Origin of the sequence: Pseudomonas sp. 2VD, from assembly GCF_005503585.1 — a bacterium.
Classification (GTDB): Bacteria; Pseudomonadota; Gammaproteobacteria; order Pseudomonadales; family Pseudomonadaceae; genus Pseudomonas; species Pseudomonas aeruginosa.
Genome location: NZ_SCND01000312.1, coordinates 1 through 7016, shown reverse-complemented (window position 1 = coordinate 7016; position 7016 = coordinate 1). Strand labels below are relative to the sequence as shown.

Genomic DNA, 7016 nt, shown 5'->3' with positions numbered 1-7016 from the left:
CTGCTCGCCGAGGACCTCATCGAGGGTGCGCGAGGCGAAGGCATGCACCAGTACGCGGCTGGCGGTGCTGCGCACCAGCGTCGGCACGTCGGCGCTGCGGTAGGTCGCCGCCAGCGCTGCCGCGTCGTCGAGAGCGATGCGGTAGACGATGCGCACGTCCATGTTGACGATCTGGAAGCTCTGCCGGCGGTCGGCCAGGCTGGCGATGACCTGCGATTTCTCGCTGACGTGGGAGGCGTCCCACAAGCGGTTGGCGCTATCCGGGGCCGGACCTTCGGCGGGCGCGAGCGGCTCGGCTCCGCCGTCGCCGGCGGCGACGCTGGTGGCCAACTCGTGGACCACCCCGTTCTCCACCGCCAACACCCGCCCCAGCGGCCAGGGCAGCCCCAGGTGCAGGCCGGGGCCGAGCACCGCGACCGGCTTGCCGAAGCGCTCGTAGACGCCCCGTGCATCCATGCCGATCTCGCGTACGCCGCTGAGCAGCCAGCCGCTCAGCGACACCACCGCCAGCACCGGCAGGAACGCCCGCCGCATGAAACCGAAGGCCCAGACCTGGCGCAGGTCGATGCCGAAGCGCTGGTGCAACTCATGCTGCAGACGCTGCAGGGGACGCGGCGGCCAGCGCAACAGGTCGGCCAGCAGGCTGGTGGCGACCAGGCGCGGTTCGAGGCCGGCACGCTGCGGCGCGAACATCGCCAGGATCGCCCTGCCCAGCAACTCCAGCGCCAGCGCCGCCGGCAACAGGCCGAGCAGTACCGCCAGGCGCGGGGCCCAGGGGTGTCCCTGGCGAGCCAGGAACAGACAGAGGGCGGCCAGCACCAGGGTACCGATCAGCGCCCGCGCCAGTTGCCCGAGGGCCGGGGCTTCCGGCCACTGCGCCGGCCCTTGGCTGGCGAAGCGACGTTCCAGCACCAGCACCGCGAAGGCCAGCAGCAGGCAGATCCCGATGGCGAGGTCGGCCGCTTGCCCGGAACTGGCCGGCGGCAGGTCGAGACGCCAGCCGGCGGCTACCAGGCACAACGCCAGCGCCGCGCTCGCCGCCAGCCACAGCGCAGCGTGCCCGAGCTGGGCCAGGCCGTGGGCGATGGCCTGGCCCAGGCGCTCCAGCAGCCGTTCATAGGCGCTGTCGGCGGCGGCGTCGGGTTCGCCCCGCTGCCAGCGCAGCCAGGCAGGCCGCGCGCTGGCCTCCGCGCCGAGGACCACGCAACGCCAGGCCGCGACCCGGTAGGCCGCGTGCAGACCGGCGAACAGAACCAGCCAGGCCGCGCCGAGGTTGTACAGCAGCGGCGGCCAGAGCGAGTCGGCGGCGAACAGGCCGATGAAGAACCCCAGCACGGCGCAGGCGGCGGCCAATGCGACGCTGGCCGCTGCCCATCGCCACAACTGGCGCAACTGCCGGGGCGCCTGCTGGAAACGCGGCAGCGATTCGGCGGCGACGCCCTCGGCGTCCAGGTCGACTCTCATCTTCACTCCAGGCAAAACTCGAAGGTGCCGGCCAGGCCGGCGCAAACGTCCGCAACTTTATAACAATGCGCGTTAAGAAGTTGTCATGATTTGAAAAACAGTCTGCATCCCCAGGCTCTTGACTGGAAGACGAAAGACTGGGGGCAGCCCACTTGGCAAGCCCCCGACCAACCGAAAGGTTCTAAGCAGTCGGGAAAAACCACCGGAGATCCGCGCAAACGACCATTCGTCGGCAATTTTCATTCGAAACGGATTTCTTATAACCAATCCGCATAGGCCTGCCGGCTCCCCCGCTTCCCCCTCAAAGGCACGCCGCTCCGGGCCTCCACGCGTAGCCAGCAGGACTTTTCGCATAGCCTGACGGTTTTATAACAGCGGCAAAGCGTCAATAATTCGACTATCGACTGTGGTAGCGTCAAAAAAGAATCACATCGATCCTTTGCAGCGTTATCCGGTGCCATGCAGTCCTTACCGAACACCCGCCGGGTCCCCGCCAAGCCCCGGTTCGAGCCACGCGTTGGCGTGGCCGCAGCAAACGTTTGTGCGGATTACCCAGGAGGCTCGCCCATGACCGAATCGACCGCCGGGGCCGGAGTTCACGGCGCAGCGTCCGGACAGGCTGGCGAAAGCCCTGCCGCGCACGCGGAACCATCGCCGGTGACGGATCGTCGATGAGCCGGGGGATGCCATGCGAAGCCTGATCGGGATGACGTTCCTGAACTCCTCCGTGGGCCAGCGCCGGCTGCGCCAGAACGGCATCGTGCTGCGCCTGGGACGGGTAGTCGCGGATCGCCGGCGCGCGGCCCTGCCGCACCGGCAAGGGCGCTGCCTCGACCGCCAGGGCCTGGAGACCCTGCTGCTGTGGCTACAGCGGCACTTCCTCTGCGTGCCCCTGGAACACCTGCTCGAGAGCCCCGCTCCAGCCTGCTTGCGGATCGCCCTGAGCGTCGACGGCAACCCTGCGGAACTGGCCGAGTTGGTCTACCCGCTGCTGGAGCGCTACGAAATGCCAGCGAGCGCCTTCATCGGCGGCGACCCGCGCAGTTGGCGCGAAGCGGTCGCCGACACCCTCTGGCAGGCCGATGCGGCTACCGCCGAGCCATTGCTGGAACTGCTGGAGCGTTACGGCGGCGCTGCGCTCATGCGGGTGCTCGAACGCACCGGCGACGACCAGCGTCGCAGCCGTAGCCTCGACCTCCTCCTGCGCAAGCTGGAACGCCTCGACCCGGCTTCGCAGCAGGCCTTGCGCGCGGCCTGCACGGCCCCCGCGGCGTACGGCGCGGGAGATTGGGAACGGGTCCGCCGCCTGGAAAACAGCGGCCTGGTTCGCTTCGGCCTGCACGGCCAGGACCCGCACCCAGCGACAGGCCTTTGCGCCGAGGACTGTCTCGGCCGCGCCCACCGCCAGCTCCAGCAGCATTGCGCCGCCCCTCTGCCGGTGTTCTGCCAAGCTCGCGCCACGCTCGCCGCGACGCCTGCGCAACCCGGCCTGCGCGCCGCCCTCGGCCGGCTTGGCTACCGCTTCGCCTTCGGCGCGCGCAATGGCCTGGTGGATCCCCGTTGCGACCCGCTGGACCTGCCGCGCATCGAGGTGGGCGCGGCGATCGCCGCCCGTCCCGGCCGGCTGGCCTGGCGCATCTATCGTGGAGCCCGTCCATGAGCACGGCCTCCAACCCATTCCCAAGGAGGCGCGACAGGCAGTCGCCCTCCGCCGGAAGACCGCCCGAACCACGGGAAGCGAACGCGCCGTCGCCCGCCACGCCGCAGCGACGCCGCTCTCAGGGATATGGCCAGCCCAGCTGGCCCGGTATCAGCAAGGATCGTCCCATGACTGCAGACACCCCTACCTCTGTCGCTACCATCAACCACCTGCTGCTCGGCGCGCCCTACACCAGCCCACTGGTGATCCCCGGTGACTGGCTGGTCGACGAGCTGGAAGGCGCCGTGGAAGTCGGCGGCTTCACCGACGGCCTGTTCCGCTGGCCGACGCGCAAGCGCAGCGGCCGCCCTTCGCCGATTCTCTGCGGCGACCTGCTGCGCGCGGTACGTACCGAATGCGCCGAGTCGGTGCAGTTCTGGTGGGGTTTCAGTCCGAGCCTGGTGGGACGCTGGCGCCGCGCCCTCGGCGTGACCCGCCGCAACAATCCCGGCGACCAGGCGGTGGCGCGCGCCCGCGCCGCTCTCGCCCGCTCGCTGGACCGCAAGGCGCCGCCGAAGGCACCAGCCGCCTGGTCCAGCGAAGAGGTCGAGTTCATCCGCCGCCACGGCAGCAAGCGCAGCCTGGCCTGGTGCGCCTACATGCTCGGCCGCAGCTACCAGAGTGTCGCCAGCAAGGCCGAGGAGCTTTCCCCGCACAGCCAGCGCGACCGCAACAATGCGATCTGGAGCAAGTCCGAGGAAGACCTGCTGCGCCAGCACTACCAGCAGCGCGGTTCGCTATGGTGCGCGCAGCAGACCGGCAAGACCCGCGCGGCGGTATTCCACCGGGCCAAGAAGCTGGGCCTGCAACGGCAGCGGCCGAAACACCCGTGAGGCCGGTCGCCGCCCTCTCCCGCCGAAGCGAGAGAGGGCCAGGGGCTCAACCGCGGTAGTAGCGCTGCGTCACGAAGGGCATCTTGCTGACCACCAGGGTCACCGGCTTGCCGCGCACCATCGCCGTCACCTCGCTGCCCAGGCCGGCCAGTTCGTTCGGCACGTAGCCCATGGCCAACGGCGCGTTGAGGCTCGGACCGAAACCGCCGCTGCTGACCTTGCCGATCGCCCGGCCCTGGGCATCGACGATCTCGGCGCCCTCGCGCACCGGCATCCGCCCCTGCGGCAGGAAACCGACGCGCTTGCTGGCAACGCCCTGCGCCTGCTGGGCGAAGATCCGCTCGGCGCCGGGGAAGCCGCCGGCGCGCACGCCGTCGGCGCGACGCGCCTTGGAAATGGCCCAGCCGAGGCTGGCTTCGACCGGCGTGGTGGCGCTGTCCATGTCGTGGCCGTAGAGGCACAGGCCGGCTTCCAGGCGCAGCGAGTCGCGCGCGCCGAGGCCGATCGGCGCCACTTCCGGCTCGGCCAGCAGGCGCCGCGCCAGGGCCTCGGCATGGGCGGCGGGCACGGAGATCTCGTAGCCGTCTTCGCCGGTATAGCCGGAGCGGCTGACGTAGCAGTCCTGGCCGAGCAGCTCGACGCGGGCGAACTGCATGAAGGTCATCTGCGCCACCTGCGGCGCCAGGCGCTCCAGCACCCGCACCGCCGCCGGTCCCTGGAGGGCGAGCAAGGCACGCTCCTCGAACAGCGGCTCGACGCTACAACGGCCCTCCAGGTGACGACGCAGGTGCGCCAGGTCCTGGTGCTTGCAGGCGGCGTTGACCACCAGCAGCAGGCAATCGCCGAGGTTGGCCACCATCAGGTCGTCGAGGATCCCGCCCTGCTCGTCGGTGAACAACGCGTAGCGCTGCTGGCCCACCGGCAGGTCGAGGATGTCCACCGGCACCAGGCTTTCCAGGGCCAGCGCCGCATCGGCGCCCACCAGGCGGATCTGGCCCATGTGCGAGACATCGAACAGACCGGCCTGCTCACGGGTGTGCAGGTGCTCCTTGAGCACCCCGGCCGGGTACTGCACCGGCATGTCGTAGCCGGCGAAGGGCACCATCTTCGCCCCCAGTTCCAGGTGCAGGGCGTGCAGGGGCGTCTTGGCGAGGGTTTCTGCGGTCATGTTTCACTCCATGGCATCCCGGCCTCCTGTCTGCCGGAGAGCCGCGATCGATTGTCGGGAAAGAAAAAAGAAGCGCCGGCGCAGCGGCGCGGTTCAGCATTCGATGATGTTCACGGCGAGGCCGCCGCGCGCGGTTTCCTTGTATTTGCTTTTCATGTCGGCGCCGGTCTGGCGCATGGTGCGGATGACCTTGTCGAGAGAGATGAAGTGCTGGCCGTCGCCGCGCAGGGCCATGCGCGCCGCGTTGATGGCCTTCACCGAAGCCATCGCGTTGCGTTCGATGCAGGGCACCTGGACCAGCCCGCCGACCGGGTCGCAGGTCAGCCCGAGGTTGTGCTCCATGCCGATCTCGGCGGCGTTCTCGACCTGCTGCACACTACCGCCGAGCACTTCGCAGAGCGCCCCGGCGGCCATCGAGCAGGCCACCCCGACCTCACCCTGGCAACCGACCTCGGCGCCGGAGATCGAGGCGTTTTCCTTGTAGAGGATGCCGATCGCCGCAGCGGTGAGCAGGAAGCGCACCACGCCGTCGTCGTCGGCCCCGGGGATGAAGCGCGCGTAGTAATGCAGCACCGCCGGAATGATCCCCGCCGCGCCGTTGGTCGGCGCGGTCACCACGCGGCCGCCGCTGGCGTTCTCCTCGTTCACCGCCAGGGCGTAGAGGTTGACCCAGTCGAGCACGCTGAGAGCATCGCGCAGGCCGGCCTCCGGCCGCTGGCACAACTGGCGGTGGAGCGCCGCCGCGCGGCGCCTGACCTTCAGTCCGCCGGGCATGATGCCCTCGTTGCGGCAGCCGGCCTCGACGCAATCCTGCATCACCTGCCAGATACGCAGCAGGCCGGCGCGGGTTTCCTCGGCGGGGCGCCAGGCCTTCTCGTTCTCGGCCATCAACTGGCTGATCGACAGGCCTTCGCGGACGCAATGGTCGAGCAGTTGCCGCGCGGTCTTGAAGGGGAACGCCAGCGGCGTGCGGTCCTCGACGATGCGGTCGAGGCCGGCGGCCTCGTCGTCGACCACGAAACCGCCGCCCACCGAGTAGTACTCGCGGCTGCGGACCTGCAGGCCGGCGGCGTCGAAGGCACGGAAGATCATGCCGTTGGGATGGTAGGCCAGCGGCTTGCGGATCAGCGCCAGGTGTTCCTTCTCGACGAAGCGGATCGGCCGCTCGCCGAGCAGGCGCAGCTCGCCGCTGGAACGGATGGCATCGAGCCGGGCGGGAATCGCGGCGGTATCCACCGTGTCCGGCTGCTCGCCCTCCAGGCCGAGCAGTACCGCCTTGTCGCTGCCGTGGCCCTTGCCGGTGGCGCCGAGCGAGCCGTACAGCTCGACCTTGACGCTGGCAGTGGCCTCCAGCAACCCCTCGCGCCTCAGCCCCTCGGCGAAGCGCGCGGCGGCACGCATCGGCCCCACGGTGTGGGAGCTGGACGGCCCGATGCCGATCTTGAACAGATCGAAGACACTCAGGGACATGCTCGTCTCCGCTTGCGGATTGGCCGCCACCACGGCGGCGTTCCTGTTCAATCAGCGTAGACCGGGAAGTGCCGGCAGAATTCGCCGACCTGGCCCCTGACCCGTTCGCCGACCTCGGGATTGTCGATATCGTCGAGGATGTCGCAGATCCAGCCAGCCAGTTCGCGGCACTCGCCCTCGCGGAAACCGCGAGTGGTCACCGCTGGGGTGCCGATGCGGATGCCGGAGGTGACGAACGGGCTCTGCGGATCGTTCGGCACGGCGTTCTTGTTCACCGTGATGTGCGCCGCTCCGAGCGCCGCGTCGGCGGCCTTGCCGGTCAGCCCCTGCTTCACCAGGCTGATCAGCATCAGGTGGTTGTCGGTGCCGCCGGAAACCACGT

Annotated in this window: 5 protein-coding genes and 1 pseudogene; 2 read left to right on the top strand and 4 right to left on the bottom strand. The window is 69.6% G+C overall.

From position 1 onward, the window contains the following. Positions 1-1464: SPFH domain-containing protein (locus FFS27_RS25365; protein WP_137952276.1), on the bottom strand; the 1464-nt coding region annotated here is incomplete at its 3' end. A gap of 688 nt (positions 1465-2152) precedes the next feature. On the opposite strand from FFS27_RS25365, the gene FFS27_RS25360 reads away from it, so the two are divergent. Then, complete coding sequence (locus FFS27_RS25360) at positions 2153-3124, top strand: polysaccharide deacetylase family protein (RefSeq protein WP_009316188.1); 972 nt, start codon at positions 2153-2155, stop codon at positions 3122-3124. After that, the gene (locus FFS27_RS25355) at positions 3121-3996 is read left to right on the top strand and encodes a hypothetical protein (RefSeq protein ID WP_003136336.1); all 876 of its coding nucleotides are present in this window, start codon (positions 3121-3123) and stop codon (positions 3994-3996) included. The genes FFS27_RS25360 and FFS27_RS25355 overlap by 4 nt, the downstream gene beginning before the upstream one ends. Positions 3997-4042: 46 nt before the next feature. Here FFS27_RS25355 and gcvT read toward each other — a convergent pair whose 3' ends face one another. From gcvT to glyA, 3 genes and pseudogenes are all read right to left on the bottom strand, one after another. Continuing rightward, positions 4043-5164, bottom strand: a complete 1122-nt coding sequence (gene gcvT, locus FFS27_RS25350) for a glycine cleavage system aminomethyltransferase GcvT (RefSeq protein ID WP_003112070.1) — start codon at positions 5162-5164, stop codon at positions 4043-4045. 93 nt (positions 5165-5257) lie between these two features. Further along, a complete protein-coding gene (locus FFS27_RS25345) occupies positions 5258-6634 on the bottom strand; it encodes an L-serine ammonia-lyase (protein WP_003112071.1) in 1377 nt (458 codons plus the stop codon). Between the two features lie 47 nt (positions 6635-6681). Then, a pseudogene (gene glyA, locus FFS27_RS25340) lies at positions 6682-7016 on the bottom strand (serine hydroxymethyltransferase); the annotation flags it as partial.

Excerpts from the sequence above, each read along its gene's own strand:
- gcvT (WP_003112070.1), bottom strand. The coding sequence starts at position 5,164 with ATGACCGCAGAAACCCTCGCCAAGACGCCCCTGCACGCCCTGCACCTG.
- FFS27_RS25345 (WP_003112071.1), bottom strand. The coding sequence starts at position 6,634 with ATGTCCCTGAGTGTCTTCGATCTGTTCAAGATCGGCATCGGGCCGTCC.
- FFS27_RS25360 (WP_009316188.1), top strand. The coding sequence starts at position 2,153 with ATGCGAAGCCTGATCGGGATGACGTTCCTGAACTCCTCCGTGGGCCAG.
- FFS27_RS25355 (WP_003136336.1), top strand. The coding sequence starts at position 3,121 with ATGAGCACGGCCTCCAACCCATTCCCAAGGAGGCGCGACAGGCAGTCG.